Below are 474 nucleotides of genomic sequence, written 5' to 3' on the forward strand. Positions count from 1 at the left end.
GCCCCGGCCCCGGCGTCTGGCGCGCGCCGGCTCGCCGCCGACGCGACCGCCCGCGGCGCCCAGCCGGCCCGGGTCTCGGCCAGGCGGCCGAAGCGGGCGATGACCCGGACGGCGGCCCCGCTCTCCGGATCCGGCGCGGCCGCCTGTTCGTCTCGTGGCTTGACAGAAGCATCAGGCAGCCACCATGCGTCATCCGCGGGACGTTCGAGGAGACCGCCGTCGGCACCGCGCGCGACGGGACCCGGCGCGGCAGGCAACCAAGGACGGGGCCGGTCCCTCATATCTGTCGAGACACGAGTCGTGACGCACAGACAATCGACAGGAGCGCTCGTTTGGACGGCAACGAGTCCCCGCGGTCCCGCCGGACCGACGGCTTGTCCCGCCGCGGATTCATGGTCCGCACGCTGGCGGCCACCACCCTGACCGTCGCCGCCCCGCTCGGCTGCGACACCCCGTCCGCGGCAGGTGCCGAGC

1 pseudogene is annotated in these 474 nt (G+C 75.3%); it reads right to left on the reverse strand.

Going from position 1 to position 474, the window contains the following annotated elements:
• A pseudogene (locus ACFW2E_RS23700) lies at window positions 1-257 on the reverse strand (hypothetical protein); the annotation flags it as partial.
• Window positions 258-474 lie beyond the last annotated feature (217 nt).

Origin of the sequence: Streptomyces sp. NPDC058964 (assembly GCF_042741275.1) — a bacterium.
GTDB lineage: Bacteria > Actinomycetota > Actinomycetes > Streptomycetales > Streptomycetaceae > Streptomyces.